The 14429-nt window shown below is 61.7% G+C and carries 26 protein-coding genes and 1 pseudogene; all 27 read right to left on the bottom strand.

The window, feature by feature from the left end; translation table 11 throughout:
* Positions 1-70: 70 nt before the first annotated feature.
* On the bottom strand, positions 71-1081 hold the full coding sequence (locus X726_RS142240) for a DNA-directed RNA polymerase subunit alpha (protein ID WP_023682599.1): 1011 nt from the start codon (positions 1079-1081) through the stop codon (positions 71-73).
* Between the two features lie 102 nt (positions 1082-1183).
* Positions 1184-1573 carry a 30S ribosomal protein S11 gene (gene rpsK, locus X726_RS142245; protein WP_006205444.1) on the bottom strand — a complete coding sequence of 130 codons (390 nt, stop codon included), beginning with the start codon at positions 1571-1573 and terminating at the stop codon, positions 1184-1186.
* A 126-nt stretch (positions 1574-1699) separates the two neighbouring features.
* Complete coding sequence (gene rpsM / locus X726_RS142250) at positions 1700-2068, bottom strand: 30S ribosomal protein S13 (protein WP_006205445.1); 369 nt, start codon at positions 2066-2068, stop codon at positions 1700-1702.
* 211 nt (positions 2069-2279) lie between these two features.
* Complete coding sequence (locus tag X726_RS142255; RefSeq protein ID WP_023688414.1) at positions 2280-2888, bottom strand: adenylate kinase; 609 nt, start codon at positions 2886-2888, stop codon at positions 2280-2282.
* The gene (gene secY / locus X726_RS142260; protein WP_023672761.1) at positions 2885-4225 is read right to left on the bottom strand and encodes a preprotein translocase subunit SecY; all 1341 of its coding nucleotides are present in this window, start codon (positions 4223-4225) and stop codon (positions 2885-2887) included. The genes X726_RS142255 and secY overlap by 4 nt, the downstream gene beginning before the upstream one ends.
* Positions 4226-4482: 257 nt before the next feature.
* Positions 4483-4953, bottom strand: a complete 471-nt coding sequence (rplO, locus tag X726_RS142265; RefSeq protein WP_023672760.1) for a 50S ribosomal protein L15 — start codon at positions 4951-4953, stop codon at positions 4483-4485.
* A 22-nt stretch (positions 4954-4975) separates the two neighbouring features.
* Complete coding sequence (rpmD, locus tag X726_RS142270) at positions 4976-5173, bottom strand: 50S ribosomal protein L30 (RefSeq protein ID WP_006205449.1); 198 nt, start codon at positions 5171-5173, stop codon at positions 4976-4978.
* A gap of 24 nt (positions 5174-5197) precedes the next feature.
* Entirely contained in the window at positions 5198-5761 is a 564-nt protein-coding gene (gene rpsE, locus X726_RS142275) for a 30S ribosomal protein S5 (protein ID WP_006333394.1), read from the bottom strand.
* A 154-nt stretch (positions 5762-5915) separates the two neighbouring features.
* Positions 5916-6275 (bottom strand): 50S ribosomal protein L18, encoded by a 360-nt coding sequence (gene rplR, locus X726_RS142280; RefSeq protein ID WP_023682602.1) that lies wholly within the window; start codon positions 6273-6275, stop codon positions 5916-5918.
* A 140-nt stretch (positions 6276-6415) separates the two neighbouring features.
* Positions 6416-6949: a 50S ribosomal protein L6 gene (gene rplF / locus X726_RS142285; protein WP_023682603.1), complete on the bottom strand. Its 534-nt coding sequence runs from the start codon at positions 6947-6949 to the stop codon at positions 6416-6418.
* A gap of 41 nt (positions 6950-6990) precedes the next feature.
* Entirely contained in the window at positions 6991-7389 is a 399-nt protein-coding gene (rpsH, locus tag X726_RS142290; RefSeq protein ID WP_006205453.1) for a 30S ribosomal protein S8, read from the bottom strand.
* Between the two features lie 12 nt (positions 7390-7401).
* Positions 7402-7707 (bottom strand): 30S ribosomal protein S14, encoded by a 306-nt coding sequence (gene rpsN, locus X726_RS142295; RefSeq protein ID WP_010909282.1) that lies wholly within the window; start codon positions 7705-7707, stop codon positions 7402-7404.
* Positions 7708-7734: 27 nt separating this feature from the next.
* Positions 7735-8334 (bottom strand): 50S ribosomal protein L5, encoded by a 600-nt coding sequence (rplE, locus tag X726_RS142300; RefSeq protein ID WP_023672755.1) that lies wholly within the window; start codon positions 8332-8334, stop codon positions 7735-7737.
* Positions 8327-8641: a 50S ribosomal protein L24 gene (gene rplX, locus X726_RS142305; RefSeq protein ID WP_013531428.1), complete on the bottom strand. Its 315-nt coding sequence runs from the start codon at positions 8639-8641 to the stop codon at positions 8327-8329. Before rplX ends, rplE begins: the two co-directional genes overlap by 8 nt.
* Before the next feature lie 12 nt (positions 8642-8653).
* Positions 8654-9022: a 50S ribosomal protein L14 gene (gene rplN, locus X726_RS142310; protein ID WP_006205457.1), complete on the bottom strand. Its 369-nt coding sequence runs from the start codon at positions 9020-9022 to the stop codon at positions 8654-8656.
* Between the two features lie 72 nt (positions 9023-9094).
* Positions 9095-9334 (bottom strand): 30S ribosomal protein S17, encoded by a 240-nt coding sequence (gene rpsQ / locus X726_RS142315; RefSeq protein ID WP_010909280.1) that lies wholly within the window; start codon positions 9332-9334, stop codon positions 9095-9097.
* 11 nt (positions 9335-9345) lie between these two features.
* The gene (gene rpmC / locus X726_RS142320; protein ID WP_006205459.1) at positions 9346-9546 is read right to left on the bottom strand and encodes a 50S ribosomal protein L29; all 201 of its coding nucleotides are present in this window, start codon (positions 9544-9546) and stop codon (positions 9346-9348) included.
* Between the two features lie 13 nt (positions 9547-9559).
* Positions 9560-9973 (bottom strand): 50S ribosomal protein L16, encoded by a 414-nt coding sequence (gene rplP, locus X726_RS142325; RefSeq protein WP_006205460.1) that lies wholly within the window; start codon positions 9971-9973, stop codon positions 9560-9562.
* A gap of 26 nt (positions 9974-9999) precedes the next feature.
* The gene (rpsC, locus tag X726_RS142330) at positions 10000-10725 is read right to left on the bottom strand and encodes a 30S ribosomal protein S3 (protein ID WP_023672753.1); all 726 of its coding nucleotides are present in this window, start codon (positions 10723-10725) and stop codon (positions 10000-10002) included.
* Positions 10725-11114 carry a 50S ribosomal protein L22 gene (rplV, locus tag X726_RS142335; protein WP_006205462.1) on the bottom strand — a complete coding sequence of 130 codons (390 nt, stop codon included), beginning with the start codon at positions 11112-11114 and terminating at the stop codon, positions 10725-10727. The genes rpsC and rplV overlap by 1 nt, the downstream gene beginning before the upstream one ends.
* Positions 11115-11116: 2 nt before the next feature.
* The gene (rpsS, locus tag X726_RS142340; RefSeq protein ID WP_006205463.1) at positions 11117-11395 is read right to left on the bottom strand and encodes a 30S ribosomal protein S19; all 279 of its coding nucleotides are present in this window, start codon (positions 11393-11395) and stop codon (positions 11117-11119) included.
* Positions 11396-11411: 16 nt separating this feature from the next.
* Positions 11412-12254: a 50S ribosomal protein L2 gene (gene rplB, locus X726_RS142345; protein ID WP_023708486.1), complete on the bottom strand. Its 843-nt coding sequence runs from the start codon at positions 12252-12254 to the stop codon at positions 11412-11414.
* 23 nt (positions 12255-12277) lie between these two features.
* Positions 12278-12571 carry a 50S ribosomal protein L23 gene (locus X726_RS142350; protein WP_023672751.1) on the bottom strand — a complete coding sequence of 98 codons (294 nt, stop codon included), beginning with the start codon at positions 12569-12571 and terminating at the stop codon, positions 12278-12280.
* Complete coding sequence (gene rplD / locus X726_RS142355) at positions 12568-13188, bottom strand: 50S ribosomal protein L4 (protein WP_023672750.1); 621 nt, start codon at positions 13186-13188, stop codon at positions 12568-12570. The genes X726_RS142350 and rplD overlap by 4 nt, the downstream gene beginning before the upstream one ends.
* Entirely contained in the window at positions 13188-13916 is a 729-nt protein-coding gene (gene rplC, locus X726_RS142360; protein ID WP_023682606.1) for a 50S ribosomal protein L3, read from the bottom strand. Before rplC ends, rplD begins: the two co-directional genes overlap by 1 nt.
* Before the next feature lie 61 nt (positions 13917-13977).
* Positions 13978-14286 carry a 30S ribosomal protein S10 gene (gene rpsJ / locus X726_RS142365; RefSeq protein WP_010909272.1) on the bottom strand — a complete coding sequence of 103 codons (309 nt, stop codon included), beginning with the start codon at positions 14284-14286 and terminating at the stop codon, positions 13978-13980.
* Positions 14287-14355: 69 nt separating this feature from the next.
* A pseudogene (locus X726_RS1000000169750) lies at positions 14356-14429 on the bottom strand (elongation factor Tu); the annotation flags it as partial.

The raw sequence follows: 14429 nt of genomic DNA, 5'->3' as shown, positions 1-14429 counted from the left end.
GGCCTCTGATGGTTTTCCGCATGACCGTCGGATCGAGCGGCCCACGCCGCCGATCCTTGGAAATTCATGCTCAATATTGGTCTTCGTAACGCTTGGCGAGGTCTTCGATGTTTTCCGGCGGCCAGTCCGGCACTTCCATGCCGAGGTGCAGGCCCATCGCCGCGAGCACTTCCTTGATCTCGTTCAGCGACTTGCGGCCGAAGTTCGGGGTGCGCAGCATCTCGGCTTCGGTCTTCTGGATGAGATCGCCGATGTAGACGATGTTGTCGTTCTTCAGGCAGTTGGCCGAACGCACCGAAAGCTCGAGTTCGTCGACCTTCTTGAGCAGCGCCGGGTTGAAGGCGAGCTCTGTGACGGCTTCGGTGGCGACTTCCTTCTGCGGCTCGTCGAAATTGACGAACAGGCCAAGCTGGTCCTGCAGGATGCGGGCAGCGAATGCCACCGCGTCCTCGCCCGAGATCGAACCGTCGGTCTCGATGGTCATGGTCAGCTTGTCATAGTCGAGAACCTGGCCCTCGCGGGTATTTTCGACCTTGTAGGAGACCTTCTTGACCGGCGAATACAGGCTGTCGACCGGGATCAGGCCGATCGGCGCGTCTTCGGCGCGGTTGCGGTCGGCCGGCACGTAACCCTTGCCGGTGTCGACGGTGAATTCCATGCGGATTTCAGCGCCCTCGTCCAGCGTGCAGATGACGTGGTCCGGGTTGAGGATCTCGACGTCGCCAACCGTCTGGATGTCGCCAGCCAGAACCGCACCCGGGCCCTGCTTGCGAACGACCATGCGCTTGGGACCATCGCCTTCCATGCGGATGGCGATTTCCTTGATGTTGAGGACGATGTCGGTCACGTCCTCACGCACGCCGGCAATCGACGAGAATTCATGCAGAACGCCGTCGATCTGCACGGCGGTGACAGCCGCACCGCGCAGCGAAGACAAAAGCACGCGGCGCAGCGCGTTGCCGAGCGTCAGGCCGAAGCCGCGCTCGAGCGGCTCGGCGACCAGCGTGGTCAGCGTCTTCTTCTTCGACGAGAACTCGATCTTGTTCGGCTTGATCAGTTCCTGCCAATTTTTCTGGATCATGATGCTTTCCTTCCGTTGACCCGCCACCATCCAATCGTGGCGGGCGACCTGGAGTGCCGTGGAGGAGCGCCTTGAGGCGCTCACGCGGCGTTCGGTAATGTCTTAGACGCGGCGCTTCTTGCGCGGGCGGCAGCCATTGTGCGGGATCGGCGTCACATCACGGATCGAGGTGATGGTGAAGCCGGCAGCCTGCAGGGCGCGAAGCGCCGATTCACGACCGGAGCCGGGTCCGCAGACCTCGACTTCGAGCATGCGCATGCCGTGTTCCTGGGCCTTCTTGGCGACGTCTTCGGCAGCCATCTGGGCGGCAAACGGGGTCGACTTGCGCGAACCCTTGAAGCCCTGGGCACCGGCCGACGACCAGGCAATGGAATTGCCCTGCGCGTCGGTGATGGTGATCATCGTGTTGTTGAAGGTCGAATTGACGTGGGCAACGCCCGACGAGATGTTCTTGCGTTCGCGACGGCGAACACGAGCGGCTTCCTTGGCCATGATAGTCCTTTCAGTTGATCTCTACACCGCCGTAATGCCAGCGGCTCCACCTTTGAAAGCGAGTAGTGAGCAGGGACCAGCGAATAGGGAACCCCTACTCGCTAATAGCCACTCGCTATCGCTCACTTACTTCTTCTTGCCGGCGATCGACTTGGCCGGGCCCTTGCGGGTGCGTGCATTGGTGTGCGTGCGCTGGCCGCGAACCGGCAGCGAACGGCGGTGACGCAGACCGCGGTAGCAGCCGAGGTCCATGAGGCGCTTGATGTTCATCGACACTTCGCGGCGCAGGTCGCCTTCGACCTGGTAGTCGCGGTCGATGGTCTCGCGGATCTGCAGCACTTCCGCGTCCGTCAGCTGGTTGACGCGGCGCTCGGCCGGGATGCCGACCTTGTCGACGATCTCCTGGGCGAACTTCTTGCCAATGCCGTGAATGTACTGAAGCGCAATGACGACGCGCTTGTTGGTCGGAATGTTGACGCCGGCTATACGAGCCATATTCTTCTCTTCTCCATGTGGGACCGGCCGGCCTTCAAAACAAGGCATGCGCGGCGCTGTTCAAATTACCCCGCGTCCGGTGGAGGCCGGCCCTTGCGGGAGTTCCCTAGTTTCAATGCGGCTGCCTTGCCCTTGCGGACAAGCAAGCCTCATGCCTGATAGGAAGACGGGCCGCCATAACCCAGCGAACCGTTCCAGTCAAGCGCAATCTTTACTTTGCCGTAACGGTTTCCCGCGTCACCGCCGCGAGCAGCGCTTCAATCTCCGCCGTCACGGTGTCGACAGGGGCCATGCCGTCGACACTCCTAAGCGAGCGTTTGGCATAATAATAGCCGATCAGCGGCGCGGTCTTCTTGTAATATTCCCGCAGGCGCTCTTCGAACACCACCGGATTGTCGTCCTTGCGCACCGGCTGTCCGGCGGCCTTGGCGTCGTCGGCGCGCTTGACGATGCGGCCGACCAGCGCTTTGTCGTCGACGACGAACTCGATCACGGCATCGAGGCCAATGCCGCGCTCGGCGAGCATCGATTCAACCGCATCAGCCTGCACCAGCGTGCGCGGATAGCCGTCGAGAATGAAACCGTTGGTGCAATCGGGCTGATCGATGCGCTCGGCCACGATGGCGTTGACGATGGCGTCGGAAACCAGCTCGCCGGCATCCATCACCGCCTTGGCGCGCTTGCCGACTTCGGTGCCGGCCTGCACGGCCGCCCGCAGCATGTCACCCGTCGACAGCTGCGGTATGCCGTATTTTTCTACCAGTCTTTGTGCTTGCGTCCCCTTGCCCGCTCCTGGCGGCCCAAGCAATATCAATCTCATCTGGCCTTCTTCCCCCCGCGCAGCTTCGACTTCTTGATCAGGCCCTCATACTGGTGCGCGATCAGGTGACCCTGGATCTGCGCCACCGTATCGAGGGTTACACTGACCACGATCAGAAGCGATGTGCCACCGAGGTAGAATGGTACGCCAGTCGCCGAAATCAGGAACTCGGGCAGCAGGCACACCAGCACCAGATAGATGGCGCCGACGACGGTGATGCGCGTCAGGACATAGTCGATGTAATCGGCAGTGCGCTCACCCGGACGGTAGCCCGGAATGAAGCCGGAATGCTTCTTGAGCTGGTCGGCGGTGTCCTTCGGATTGAACACGATGGCCGTGTAGAAGAAGGCGAAGAACACGATCATTGCCGCATAGAACAGCATGTAGAGCGGCTGGCCGTGGCCGAGCGAAGCGAGCACGGTGCTTGCCCAGGCCGGCAGGTTTGTCGTCTGCGAGAAGCCGGCGACCGTTGCCGGCAGCAAAAGCAGCGACGACGCGAAGATCGGCGGAATGACGCCCGACGTGTTGAGCTTCAGCGGCAGATGCGAGGTATCGCCCTGGAACATGCGGTTGCCGACCTGGCGCTTCGGATACTGGATCAGCAGGCGGCGCTGCGCGCGCTCGAAGAACACGATCAGCGCGATGACGATGATGGCCAGCACGATGATCGCGAGTATCAGCCCGGTCGATAGGGCGCCGGTGCGGCCGAGCTCCAGCGTGCCGGAGATGGCGCGCGGCAGGCCGGCGACGATGCCGGAAAAGATGATCAGCGAAATGCCGTTGCCGATGCCGCGGGCGGTGATCTGCTCGCCCAGCCACATCAGGAACATGGTGCCGCCAACCAGCGTGACGACGGTCGAGATGCGGAAGAACATGCCGGGATCATTGACGATGCCGTTGCCGCCTTCCAGGCCCACTGAAATGCCGTAGGCCTGCACCAGCGCCAAGAGCACCGTGCCGTAGCGCGTGTACTGGTTGATGACCTTGCGGCCCTGCTCGCCTTCCTTTTTCAGCGCTTCCAGCGACGGAATGACCGAGGTCATCAGCTGCATGATGATGGAGGCTGAGATGTAAGGCATGATGCCGAGCGCGAAGATCGCCATGCGCTGCACGGCGCCGCCGGCGAACATATTGAACATGCCGAGCACGCCCTTGGCCTGCGAAGAGAAGGCCTGCGCGAATGCATCCGGATTGATGCCGGGCAGCGGGATATAGGTGCCGAGGCGATAGACGAGCAGCGCGCCGACGGTGAACCAGATTCGCTTCTTCAGGTCCTCCGCCTTGGCGAAAGCCGCAAAGTTCAGATTCGAGGCTAGTTGTTCAGCAGCCGAAGCCATGCCTGATTCTCCGCTAGAGCATGATGCCGAAAAGTGTGAAGCGGTTTTCGGACAACGTCATGCGCTACTTCTTTGATTTGTATGTCACGCTCGATGCCCGCAGCTCAGGCGGCGCGTGGCACCGAAGCTCACGAGATAAGCTCCGGGCTCTAAACATGCAAGCGGCCGCGTTGACGCGGCCGCCTAATTGATTGGATCAAAGCGCAATCATGAACAAAAACGGATACCGTTCCTGCCGACCGCGCTTCAAATTGCCGTTACTCCGCTGCCGCTTCCGGCAGCTTGACCGAACCGCCGGCCTTTTCGATCTTCTCGATCGCGGCCTTGGAGGCGCCGGCGACGTCGAAGGCAAGCTTTGCCTTGAGCTCGCCGTCCGAGAGGATGCGCACGCCGTCCTTGACGCGGCGGATGACGCCGGCGGCAACGAGTGCCTCGGCCGTCACGGTCGCCTTGGCGTCGAGCTTCTTGGCATCGAGCGCCGTCTGGATACGAGCCAGCGACACGACGACAAAGCTCTTGGCGAAGATGTTGTTGAAGCCACGCTTCGGCAGGCGCCGATAGAGCGGCATCTGGCCGCCCTCGAAGCCGTTGATGGCAACGCCGGAGCGCGCCTTCTGGCCCTTGACGCCGCGACCGCCGGTCTTGCCGGAGCCGGAGCCGATGCCACGGCCGAGACGCTTCTTGGAGTGCGTCGCGCCGTCCTTGTCACGCAGATCGTTGAGTTTCATCTGGGTTCTCCTGCGCTTTTGCTCAGCCCTCGTCCACGACGCGGACGAGATGCTGGACGGCAGCGATCATGCCGCGCACCGAGGGAGTGTCCTCCAGCGTGCGCTGCTTGTGCATCTTGTTGAGGCCGAGGCCGACCAGCGTTGCGCGCTGTTCCTTCGGGCGGCGGATCGGCGAACCGATCTGCTCAACGGTGATGGTCTTGGTTGCTTTCTTGGCCATGGTCAAAATCCCTGGTCAGATCGACTATTCTTCAGCCGCAACGGCGGTGCCGCGGCGGGCCTGAAGGGTCGAATACTTGATGCCGCGCGCAGCAGCCACATCCTTGGGATGCATCTGGCTCTTCAGCGCGTCGAATGTGGCCCGAACCATGTTGTAGGGGTTCGACGAACCCATCGACTTGGCGACCACGTCATGCATGCCGAGCGTCTCGAAGACAGCGCGCATCGGGCCGCCGGCGATGATGCCGGTACCCTGCTTGGCAGCGCGCAGCAGCACGCGTCCGGCGCCCCAGCGTCCTTCGACGTCGTGGTGCAGCGTGCGGCCCGAGCGCAGCGGCACGAAAATCATGTCGCGCTTGGCCGACTCGGTTGCCTTGCGGATCGCTTCCGGCACTTCGCGCGCCTTGCCGTGACCGAAGCCGACGCGGCCCTTCTGGTCGCCGACGACGACGAGTGCTGCAAAACCGAAGCGACGGCCGCCCTTGACGACCTTGGCGACGCGGTTGATGTGGACGAGCTTGTCCACCATGCCGTCATCGCGTTCTTCACGATCGCGGCCGCGGCCGCCATCCCTACGTTCCTGTGCCATATCCTGTTCCTTGTTCTTTTCCGGAAGCACGGTTGCTGATAAGATCCGGTGCGCCTCTTTGGGTCACCGGGGGCGAATTATTTTTCCTTGCATGATCTTGTCCGAAAAGTCTGCAACTTTTTGCTGCGCTGACCTTCGGTTCGGGATCAGGCAATTAGAAGCTCAGACCGCCTTCACGGGCAGCCTCGGCCAGCGCCTTGACGCGGCCGTGATAGATATAGGCGCCGCGGTCGAAGACGACTTCCTTGACGCCGGCCTTCGAAGCACGCTCGGCGATCAGCTTGCCAACAGCGGCTGCTGCCTCGGTGTCGGCGCCGGTCTTGAGCGAACCCTTGAGGTCCTTCTCGAGTGTCGACGCAGCCGCGATGGTATGGCCCTTGGCGTCGTCGATGACCTGCACGTAGATGTTCTTCGACGTGCGGTGAACCGAGAGACGCGGACGTTCGCCGGCGACCTTCTTGATCTGGCGGCGGACGCGCTGCGCGCGGCGCTGGATGGATTCCTTGGTAGCCATGATAATCTTCCTTGCCTTCAAAAAACGGGGGCCGCCATGTGCGGTAGGCGAAAGCGCCTCCCGCGACCGCTCCCCGCGGCGTTGCACTTCTTTGGCTTGGCCTTTTCCGAAAAGTCTGCAACTTTTCGGGGCCAGGCCTACTACTTCTTCTTGCCTTCCTTGCGGACGATCTTCTCGCCGGCATAGCGGACACCCTTGCCCTTGTAGGGCTCGGGACCGCGATACTCGCGGATCTCGGCTGCAACCTGGCCGACCTGCTGCTTGTCGATGCCGGTCACGGTGATTTCCGTCGGCTTTGGCACAGTGATCGTGATGCCGGCCGGCGTCTCGTAAACGACGTCGTGGCTGAAGCCAAGCGCCAGCTGCAGGTTCTTGCCCTGAAGTGCCGCGCGATAGCCGACGCCGGTGATCTCGAGCTTCTTCTCGAAACCGTCCTTGACGCCCTGCAGGATGTTGACGATCTGCGTGCGCGACATGCCCCACTTGGAGCGGGCGGTCTTGGTCTGGTCGCGCGGCTGGACAGCGATTTCGCTGCCTTCCATCTTGACCAGCACTTCGTCGTTCACCACGAACTTCAGCTCGCCCTTGGGGCCCTTCGCCGTCACGGTCTGGCCGTTGACGGTCGCGGTCACGCCCTGCGGCAGCGAAACGGGTTTCTTTCCAATACGAGACATTTGGTTGTCCTCGTCACTTCTCTTGTTTCAGGTCTGCCGAATTAGAAAATCTGGCAGAGGATTTCGCCGCCGACATTCTGTTCGCGTGCTTCGTGATCGGCCATCACGCCCTTCGGCGTCGAAAGGATGGCGATGCCGAGGCCGTTGGCGACGTGCGGGATCGACTTGGCCGAAACGTAAACGCGGCGGCCAGGCTTCGAGACGCGGGCGATTTCGCGCACGACCGGAGCACCGTCGAAATACTTCAGCTCGATTTCGATTTCGGACTTGCCGTTGTCGAAGTCGGTCTGGCTGTAGTCGCGGATATAGCCTTCAGCCTTCAGCACGTCGAGGACGCGGGTACGCAGGCGCGACGCCGGCGTCGAAACGCTCGACTTCTTACGGCCATACGCGTTGCGGATGCGGGTCAGCATATCGCCGAGAGGATCGCTCAATGACATGTTATGTCCTCCTTACCAGCTCGACTTGACCAGGCCCGGGATCTGGCCGTTATTGCCGAGATCACGAAGCGCGATGCGCGATACTTTGAGCTTGCGATAATAGGCGCGCGGACGGCCGGTAACTTCGCAGCGGTTGCGGATGCGGATCTTGGCCGAGTTGCGCGGCAGGGCAGCAAGCTTCAGCTGAGCGCGGAAACGCTCTTCCATCGGCTTGGACTGGTCCATGATGATCGCCTTGAGCGCTGCGCGCTTGGGACCGTACTGGTCGGCAAGCTTGCGGCGCCTGTTGTTCTTCTCGACTGAGCTGGTCTTTGCCATTTCAGATTTTTCCTTTTCTCGCTGCCGTTACTGGCGGAAGGGGAAGTTGAAGGCCTTGAGCAATGCCCTGGCTTCGTCGTCCGTCTTCGCAGTCGTACAAACGATGACGTCCATGCCCCAGATCTGATCAACCTTGTCGTAGTTGATCTCCGGGAACACGATGTGTTCCTTGATGCCCATGGCGTAGTTGCCACGGCCATCGAAGCTCTTCGGATTCAGTCCGCGAAAGTCGCGGACGCGCGGCAGTGCGATGTTCACGAGACGGTCGAGGAACTCGTACATGCGTTCCTTGCGCAGCGTGACCTTGGCGCCGATCGGCATCTTCTCGCGGACCTTGAAGCCGGCGATCGAATTACGGGCGCGGGTGACGACGGCCTTCTGGCCGGCGATCATCGCCAGGTCTTCGGCCGCGATCGAAGGCTTCTTCGAATCCGCGGTCGCTTCGCCGACGCCCATGTTCAGCACGATCTTGTCGATGCGCGGAACCTGCATCTCGTTCTCGTAGCCGAACTGCTCCTGCAGCGCCTTGCGGATGGTCTCGTTGTAGACCTGCTTGAGGCGCGGCGTGTTCTGGGCCTTGGACTGTTTGCTTTCAGCCTTGGGCTTCGTGGTTTGAGCCTTAGCCATTGATGACTTCTCCCGAGCGCTTGGCGACGCGCACCTTCTTGCCGTCCTTCTGGAAGATGAAGCCGACGCGGGTCGGCTTGCCATCCTTGGGGTCGGCGAGCGCGATGTTCGACAGCTGGATCGGCGCTTCCTTGGTGATGATCCCGCCCTCTTGGGACTGGGACTGCTTCTGGTGACGACGGATCATGTTGACGCCGCGCACCAGCGCGGTGTCTTCCTTCGGCTGAACCGAGAGGACTTCGCCCGAACGGCCCTTGTCCTTGCCGGCCAGCACGACGACCTTGTCGCCTTTTCTAATCTTTTGCATTGGTCCGGCTCCTTACAGCACTTCAGGCGCGAGCGAGATGATCTTCATGTGGTTCTTGGCGCGGAGTTCGCGCGGAACCGGTCCGAAGATACGCGTGCCGATCGGCTCTTTCTTGTTGTCGACGAGAACGGCCGCGTTCTTGTCGAAACGGATCACGCTGCCGTCCGGGCGGCGGATGTCCTTGGCCGTGCGAACCACGACCGCCTTCATCACATCGCCCTTCTTAACGCGGCCGCGCGGAATGGCTTCCTTGATCGACACCACGATGATGTCGCCTACGGAAGCGTATTTCCGCTTCGAGCCGCCCAGCACCTTGATGCACATGACACGACGGGCGCCGGAATTATCCGCGACGTCGAGGTTTGTTTGCATCTGAATCATGACTGGCCGCCTTCTTCTCTTCTAACGGGACGGGCTCAAAGCCCCTCCCCGGTCTGTCCAAAATTCGGTTTGTTACGCCTGGTCCGAAGACACGACGATCCAGCGCTTGTCCTTGGAAATCGGCTTCGATTCCTGGATGAACACCTGATCGCCGACCTTGTGGGCGTTGTTCTCGTCGTGCGCCTTGTACTTCTTGGTCATGCGCACGGTCTTCTTCATCACGGGATGCGTGAAGCGCCGTTCGACCTTGACGACTACCGTCTTCTCGTTCTTGTCGCTGACGACAGTGCCCTGCAGAATGCGCTTTGGCATGATTTTCGTCCTTAAGCCTTCTTGGCCGCGGACTTTTCCGCAGCGATGGTCTTGATACGCGCAATGTCCTTGCGAACCTGCCGCACGCGCGCGGTCTTCTCGAGCTGGCCGGTGGCCTTCTGGAAGCGCAGGTTGAACTGCTCCTTCTTCAGGCTGGCCAGATCGTCGGTCAGCTGGTCCTGGGTCTTGGTCCGGATGTCTTCGGCTTTCATGATCAGCCCGTCCTTATTCTGCGATGCGCTGTACGAAGCGCGTCCTGACCGAGAGCTTGGCCGCGCCGAGACGCAGCGCCTCACGGGCGGTTTCTTCGTTGACGCCGTCGATCTCGAACATGATGCGGCCCGGCTTTACGCGCGCCGCCCAGTAATCGACAGCGCCCTTGCCCTTGCCCATGCGCACTTCAGTCGGCTTCGACGTCACCGGCACATCAGGGAAAATACGGATCCACACGCGGCCGGCACGCTTCATCTCACGAGTGATCGCGCGGCGGGCCGCTTCGATCTCACGCGCGGTGACGCGGTTCGGCTCAAGCGCCTTCAGCCCGAAACCACCGAAATCCAGGTTGGTGCCGCCCTTTGCGGTACCATGGATACGGCCCTTGAACTGCTTGCGGAACTTTGTGCGCTTTGGCTGCAGCATCGTTCTAACTCCAAATTCCTAAATAATCAGGCGTTTTCGCGACGACGACCGCGTTCGCGATCACCACCACCGCCATGCGCAGCATCACCCTCGGTCGCGCGACGCTCCGAAGCCATCGGATCGTGCTCGAGGATTTCGCCCTTAAACACCCAGACCTTGACGCCGCAGATGCCGTAAGCCGTGTGCGCTTCGGCCGTGCCATAGTCGACATCGGCGCGCAGCGTATGCAGCGGCACGCGGCCCTCGCGGTACCATTCCATGCGCGCAATCTCGGCGCCGCCGAGACGGCCGGCGCAGTTGATGCGGATGCCTTCGGCGCCAAGGCGCATGGCCGACTGAACGGCGCGCTTCATGGCGCGGCGGAACGCGATACGACGCTCGAGCTGCTGGGCGATCGACTGGGCGACCAGGGTTGCGTCGATTTCCGGCTTGCGCACTTCAACGATGTTCAAGTGCGTCTCGGACTTCGTCATCTCCATCAGCTTCTTGCGAAGCTTTTCGATGTCGGCGCCCTTCTTGCCGATGATCAGGCCCGGGCGCGCCGCATGGATGGTGACACGGCACTTCTTGTGCGGGCGCTCGATCACGACCTTGGAAATCGCAGCCTGCTTGAGTTCCTTTTCAAGATATTTGCGGATCTTGATGTCCTCATGCAGCAGCTTGCCGTACTCGCCGGTGTTCGCGAACCAGCGCGAATCCCAAGTGCGGTTGATGCCGAGGCGCAGACCGATCGGATTGACTTTCTGACCCATTATGCGGCCTCCCCTTTTTCTTCGACTTCACGAACGACGATCGTGAGGTGCGAGAACGGCTTTTCTATACGGCTGGCGCGACCGCGGCCACGAGCATGGAACCGCTTCATGACGATCGACTTGCCGACATAGGCTTCCGCCACGATCAGCGCATCGACGTCGAGGTCGTGGTTGTTTTCCGCGTTGGCGATCGCCGATTCCAGCGTCTTCTTGACCGTGCCGGAAATCCGCTTGGCCGAGAATTCGAGATCGGAAAGCGCTGTCGCGACCTTCTTGCCGCGGATCAGCGCGGCAACCAGGTTCAGCTTCTGCGGGCTGATACGGATCGTGCGCAGAACGGCGCGCGCTTCGTTGTCAGCAAGCCTGCGCGGAGCTTTGGCCTTGCCCATGATTATTTCCTCTTCGCCTTCTTATCCGCGCCGTGACCGTAATAGGTCCGGGTCGGAGCGAATTCACCGAACTTGTGACCGACCATGTCCTCGTTCACCGAGACCGGAACATGCTTCTGGCCGTTGTAGACACCGAAGGTGAAGCCGACGAACTGCGGCAGGATGGTGGAGCGACGGCTCCACATCTTGATCACCTCATTGCGACCACCTTCACGAACCTTGTCCACCTTCTTGAGAAGGTAGCCGTCGATGAAGGGGCCTTTCCAAATAGAACGAGTCACTTGGCGTTACCTCTTCTTAGCTCTTGCGCTGATGGCGCGAGCGCAGGATGAACTTGTCGGTCGCCTNGGTCGCCTTGTTGGACCGCGTCTTCTTGCCCTTGGTCGGCTTGCCCCACGGGCTGACCGGATGACGGCCACCGGAGGTGCGGCCTTCACCACCGCCATGCGGATGGTCGACCGGGTTCATGGTCACGCCGCGATTGTGCGGGCGCTTGCCGCGCCAGACCGTGCGGCCGGCCTTGCCGTCGTTGATGTTGCCGTGGTCGGGGTTCGACACGGCGCCGACGGTGGCCATGCAGGAGCCGTGAACGACCCGCTGCTCGCCCGAGTTGAGGCGCAGGATCGCCATGCCCTGGTCGCGACCGACCAGCTGTCCGTAGCCACCTGCCGAGCGGGCAACCTGGGCGCCCTTGCCCGGCTTCAGCTCGATGTTATGGACGATCGTGCCGACCGGCATCGAGGCCAGCGGCATCGCATTGCCTGGCTTCACGTCGACCGATTCACCGGCCACGATCTTGTCGCCGGCGGCAAGGCGCTGCGGAGCGATGATGTAGGACAGCTCGCCATCGTCATACTTGATCAGCGCGATGAAGGCGGTGCGGTTCGGATCGTATTCAATGCGCTCGACCGTGCCGACGACGTCGAACTTGCGGCGCTTGAAGTCGATGATGCGGTACGAACGCTTATGACCGCCGCCGATGAAGCGGGCCGTGATGCGGCCGTGATTGTTGCGGCCGCCCGACTTGGTCAGGCCTTCGGTCAGTCCCTTGACGGGCTTGCCCTTGTAGAGGCCCGAGCGGTCGACGATGACCAACTGGCGGGTGCTCGGCGTTACCGGGTTGAATTTTTTAAGTGCCATGTTTGTTGTCCTCGCGGCCTAGCTCAGAGACCCGTCGCGACGTCGATCGACTGGCCGTCGGCCAGTGTCACAATCGCCTTCTTGACGTCGCTCTGGCGGCCGATCGTGCCGCGGAAGCGCTTGATCTTGCCCTTGCGGACAAGCGTGTTCACGGCCGTAACCTTGACGCCAAACAGCGCTTCGACAGCGGCCTTGATTTCCGGCTTCGACGCCTTCTTGGCGACGTTGAAAACAACCTGGTTGTTCTCGGAAGCCATGGTCGACTTTTCGGTGATCGCCGGCGAGACGATCACGTCGTAATGACGGAGGTCGGTCATTTAAAGCGCTCCTCGAGAGCCTCGACGGCGGCCTTCGAAAGGACCAGCGTGCCGCGGCGCAGAATGTCGTAGACGTTGATGCCCTGGATGGGCAGCACGTCGATGTTCGGGATGTTGGTCGCCGCCAGCTTGAAGTTCTGGTCAAGCTCGGCACCGCCGATCACCAAGGCGTTGGTCAGGCCCAGTGTCGCGAAATTCGCGATCAGCGCCTTCGTCTTGGCCTCGGTCAGCTTCAGCTCGTCGATGATGATGATCGACGCGCTCTTGGCCTTGGCCGAGAGAGCATGCCGCAAGCCCAGAGCGCGCACCTTCTTCGGCAGATCGTGCTCGTGGCTGCGAACGACCGGGCCGTGGGCCTTGCCGCCGCCGCGGAACTGCGGAGCGCGTGCCGAATGGTGACGGGCGCGGCCCGTACCCTTCTGCTTGTACATCTTAGCGCCGGTGCGCGCGATTTCGGCGCGTCCCTTGGCCTTGTGCGTGCCCTGCTGGCGCTTGGCCAGCTGCCAGCGCACGACGCGCTGCAGGATGTCCTCGCGCGGATCAAGGCCGAAAATCTCCTCGGAGAGTTTCACCTTGCCGGCGTCCTTGCCGCCAAGCGTTGTGATCTTGAGATCCATTATTCTGCTCCCTCTGCGGCCGGAGCCTCGTTCTTGGCGCCACTCTCGGCAGCAACGGCGCGGATCGCGGCAGGCTTCGGCGCATTGGCCGGCAGTGCCACCTTGGCCGCATCGCGGACCAGGATCCAGGCGCCCTTCGATCCGGGAACCGCACCGCGGATCAGGATCAGGCCGCGATCGGCGTCGGTCGAAACGATCTCGACATTCTGTGTGGTGACGCGGGTGTCGCCCATGTGGCCAGCCATATGCTTGCCCTTGAACACTTTGCCCGGGTCCTGACGCTGGCCGGTCGAACCGTGCGTACGGTGCGAAACCGAGTTACCGTGCGTCGCGCGGCCACCACCCATGTGATGGCGCTTGATGACGCCCTGGAAACCCTTGCCGATCGTCGTGCCCGTCACATCGACCTTCTGGCCGGCGACGAAGTGCTCGACGGTGATCTCGGCGCCGACATCGATCATGTTGTCGGCGGAGACGCGGAACTCGGCGACCTTCGCCTTCGGCTCGACGGAAGCGGTCGCGAAATGGCCGCGCATCGCCTTCGACGTGTTCTTCACCTTGGCAAGGCCAACGCCGAGCTGGACGGCCGTATAGCCGTTCTTCTCCTGCGTGCGCTGAGCCACGACCTGGCAGTTCTCCATCTGGAGAACGGTGACGGGAACATGTTCCCCGGCATCATTATAGATGCGGGTCATTCCCACCTTCTTTGCAATCACACCTGAACGCATCGGTTCAATTCCTTTAGAGTTCCGGGCCAGGGGCACCGCCCCTTACCGCGCTCTCATTCCCTTAGAGCTTGATCTCGACGTCGACACCGGCGGCCAGATCGAGCTTCATCAAAGCATCGACCGTCTGCGGGGTCGGATCGACGATGTCGAGCAGACGCTTGTGCGTGCGCATCTCGAACTGCTCGCGGCTCTTCTTGTCGACGTGAGGCGACCGGTTGACCGTGAACTTTTCGATCCGCGTCGGCAGCGGAATGGGGCCGCGGACGTTTGCTCCGGTGCGCTTGGCCGTCGACACGATTTCTTTCGTCGAGGCGTCAAGCACGCGGTGATCAAACGCCTTCAGGCGGATGCGGATATTCTGTCCGTTCATGCGTCACTTCCTTGTTCTGGCGCGGCGCGGGCAAATCCTGCGCCCGCGACAGATCGGTTTAAGTCTAAATTACTCTTTGATGGTGACGACGATGCCGGCACCGACGGTACGGCCGCCTTCACGGATGGCGAAGCGCAGCTTCT

Source organism: Mesorhizobium sp. LSJC285A00 (assembly GCF_000503155.1).
GTDB lineage: Bacteria > Pseudomonadota > Alphaproteobacteria > Rhizobiales > Rhizobiaceae > Mesorhizobium.
Note: the sequence above shows the minus strand (reverse complement) of the source record. Positions and strands in the feature narration are given on the sequence as shown.

Excerpts from the sequence above, each read along its gene's own strand:
- X726_RS142255 (WP_023688414.1), bottom strand. The coding sequence starts at position 2,888 with ATGAGATTGATATTGCTTGGGCCGCCAGGAGCGGGCAAGGGGACGCAA.
- rpsK (WP_006205444.1), bottom strand. The coding sequence starts at position 1,573 with ATGGCCAAGGAAGCCGCTCGTGTTCGCCGTCGCGAACGCAAGAACATC.
- rplC (WP_023682606.1), bottom strand. The coding sequence starts at position 13,916 with ATGCGTTCAGGTGTGATTGCAAAGAAGGTGGGAATGACCCGCATCTAT.
- rplN (WP_006205457.1), bottom strand. The coding sequence starts at position 9,022 with ATGATTCAGATGCAAACAAACCTCGACGTCGCGGATAATTCCGGCGCC.
- rpsQ (WP_010909280.1), bottom strand. The coding sequence starts at position 9,334 with ATGCCAAAGCGCATTCTGCAGGGCACTGTCGTCAGCGACAAGAACGAG.
- rpsJ (WP_010909272.1), bottom strand. The coding sequence starts at position 14,286 with ATGAACGGACAGAATATCCGCATCCGCCTGAAGGCGTTTGATCACCGC.
- secY (WP_023672761.1), bottom strand. The coding sequence starts at position 4,225 with ATGGCTTCGGCTGCTGAACAACTAGCCTCGAATCTGAACTTTGCGGCT.
- X726_RS142350 (WP_023672751.1), bottom strand. The coding sequence starts at position 12,571 with ATGACCGACCTCCGTCATTACGACGTGATCGTCTCGCCGGCGATCACC.
- rpmC (WP_006205459.1), bottom strand. The coding sequence starts at position 9,546 with ATGAAAGCCGAAGACATCCGGACCAAGACCCAGGACCAGCTGACCGAC.
- rplR (WP_023682602.1), bottom strand. The coding sequence starts at position 6,275 with ATGGCTACCAAGGAATCCATCCAGCGCCGCGCGCAGCGCGTCCGCCGC.
- rpmD (WP_006205449.1), bottom strand. The coding sequence starts at position 5,173 with ATGGCCAAGAAAGCAACCAAGACCATCACCGTTGAGCAGATCGGTTCG.
- rpsH (WP_006205453.1), bottom strand. The coding sequence starts at position 7,389 with ATGTCATTGAGCGATCCTCTCGGCGATATGCTGACCCGCATCCGCAAC.
- rplE (WP_023672755.1), bottom strand. The coding sequence starts at position 8,334 with ATGGCTAAGGCTCAAACCACGAAGCCCAAGGCTGAAAGCAAACAGTCC.
- rplV (WP_006205462.1), bottom strand. The coding sequence starts at position 11,114 with ATGGGCAAGGCCAAAGCTCCGCGCAGGCTTGCTGACAACGAAGCGCGC.
- rpsM (WP_006205445.1), bottom strand. The coding sequence starts at position 2,068 with ATGGCTCGTATAGCCGGCGTCAACATTCCGACCAACAAGCGCGTCGTC.
- rplF (WP_023682603.1), bottom strand. The coding sequence starts at position 6,949 with ATGTCTCGTATTGGAAAGAAACCCGTTTCGCTGCCGCAGGGCGTGACC.
- rplD (WP_023672750.1), bottom strand. The coding sequence starts at position 13,188 with ATGGATCTCAAGATCACAACGCTTGGCGGCAAGGACGCCGGCAAGGTG.
- rplX (WP_013531428.1), bottom strand. The coding sequence starts at position 8,641 with ATGCAAAAGATTAGAAAAGGCGACAAGGTCGTCGTGCTGGCCGGCAAG.
- rpsN (WP_010909282.1), bottom strand. The coding sequence starts at position 7,707 with ATGGCAAAGACCAGCTCAGTCGAGAAGAACAACAGGCGCCGCAAGCTT.
- rplP (WP_006205460.1), bottom strand. The coding sequence starts at position 9,973 with ATGCTGCAGCCAAAGCGCACAAAGTTCCGCAAGCAGTTCAAGGGCCGT.
- rpsC (WP_023672753.1), bottom strand. The coding sequence starts at position 10,725 with ATGGGTCAGAAAGTCAATCCGATCGGTCTGCGCCTCGGCATCAACCGC.
- rpsE (WP_006333394.1), bottom strand. The coding sequence starts at position 5,761 with ATGGCACAGGAACGTAGGGATGGCGGCCGCGGCCGCGATCGTGAAGAA.
- X726_RS142240 (WP_023682599.1), bottom strand. The coding sequence starts at position 1,081 with ATGATCCAGAAAAATTGGCAGGAACTGATCAAGCCGAACAAGATCGAG.
- rplO (WP_023672760.1), bottom strand. The coding sequence starts at position 4,953 with ATGAAACTCAACGATCTGCGTGACAAGGACGGCGCGACGCACTCCAAG.